The sequence below is a fragment of the Oscillochloris sp. ZM17-4 genome (assembly GCF_019599295.1).
GTDB lineage: Bacteria > Chloroflexota > Chloroflexia > Chloroflexales > Chloroflexaceae > Oscillochloris.
In genome coordinates, this window is the sequence record NZ_JAIEWN010000172.1 from 1 (window position 1) to 1344 (window position 1344).

Here is a 1344-nt window from a genome sequence, read left to right on the forward strand (position 1 = left end):
AGGCGCAGCAACTACTCAGAGGTATGATTTATGAAGAGGATCGACAGCCGAATACGCCTCAATTCTGGACACTTTGGGAACTGTTTGCAGACAGAGTTCGCCGAACCTCCTGGCTCGCCAGACTTGATCAAGAGCACCCGATGGGAGCAGAGATGGTGTCGGTCTTGTTTCTTAACATATGGTGGAACGACAATGTTCGGCATTGGAAAAGTTTAGAGAGGCATGCTCATCATATACACGCCTTGTTTGATGATCTGCCACCATCTTCGGTGATTCTAGAAGCCTACCTTCGCTTCCTCTATCACATTGGTGAGCAATCACTTCCGGAAGCGTTCATTTACATCGCTGCACGCCTCCGACAAGGAGATCCTCGACAGATGCTGCGGAAGAGTAACACGGTCTTCTTGCTTGAAAACCTCCTACAGCGTTATGTGTACGGACGGCCATTAGAACTGAAGCGTCAGCCAGATCTCCGGAGGGCAGTGCTCTTTCTCCTTGATGAATTAGTCGAGCAAGGTTCATCTGGAGCCTTCCGTATGCGCGATGACTTCGTGACGCCTGTCGCAGAGGTACGCGTATGACGAATCCTCCCGTCCTATCTCCACCCACCCCCGCCGCCTTGCGTGCCGAACTGGAGCGTCTGGTCATCCTCGACCTGCTCGGCCCGGCCGGCGGACCCGAGGAGGAGATTGCCGAGGGCGGCGTGCGCGACCGCTACCTGGTCGGGATGCTCGCCCCGCGCCAGCAGCAGGTCGCCCCCGAGGAGCAGGACGACATCGACCCCGCCGGCGAGGACGCGCCCGACGACGGGCCGATCGACCGCGGGGCCACCCAGGCACCGAGCATGTTCCCCTCCTCGTTCGGCCTGACCTTCACTGTCGATGGGGATGTGCCGACGCTGATCAGCGAGATCTGGTACCGTATCGTCGGCGACTCAGGCCAGCGCCACCTGGTCAGCCCGTATGGGAGCCTGCTGCTTGATGAGGGGCTTGTGTAGTTAGAGCTTAGCGATGCGAAGGATGGGCAGGATCCGAAGAAGGCTGAGGAACAGGGCGAATTGCCCCAAAGGAATCTCGTGATGTCTCCGTCGCATAACCACATCTATGATCTTGAGGTTCGCCTTCGCTCAATAGGCGAGGGGCGCTACAGTGCCGATATGCAATTTAACGACCCGACAAGTGCCGCACCAGTCGATTTTGCAGCAAATGTTCCTATTACACTTGACCATGTCGCACTACGTGCGCTGACTAGTGACTCAGCACGGTACGGTGCCGAGTTGAGCATGATGCTCTTCGCCGACACACGGATGCGTGATGGCTGGATGCGAGGCATCGGGTATACCGA

General features: G+C 57.3%; 2 protein-coding genes and 1 pseudogene. All 3 read left to right on the forward strand.

Features of this window, described 5'->3' with window-relative positions:
• A pseudogene (locus tag K2Z83_RS28475) lies at positions 1–581 on the forward strand (AAA family ATPase); the annotation flags it as partial.
• A complete protein-coding gene (locus K2Z83_RS28480; RefSeq protein ID WP_220598551.1) occupies positions 578–997 on the forward strand; it encodes a hypothetical protein in 420 nt (139 codons plus the stop codon). The pseudogene K2Z83_RS28475 and the gene K2Z83_RS28480, both read left to right, overlap by 4 nt.
• An 81-nt stretch (positions 998–1078) precedes the next feature.
• Positions 1079–1344, forward strand: a 266-nt coding sequence (locus K2Z83_RS28485) for a hypothetical protein (protein ID WP_370650290.1), incomplete at its 3' end; no start/stop codon positions are given.

Bases quoted from the DNA above. Each gene is read 5' to 3' on its own strand.
- K2Z83_RS28480 (WP_220598551.1), top strand. From the start codon at position 578: ATGACGAATCCTCCCGTCCTATCTCCACCCACCCCCGCCGCCTTGCGT.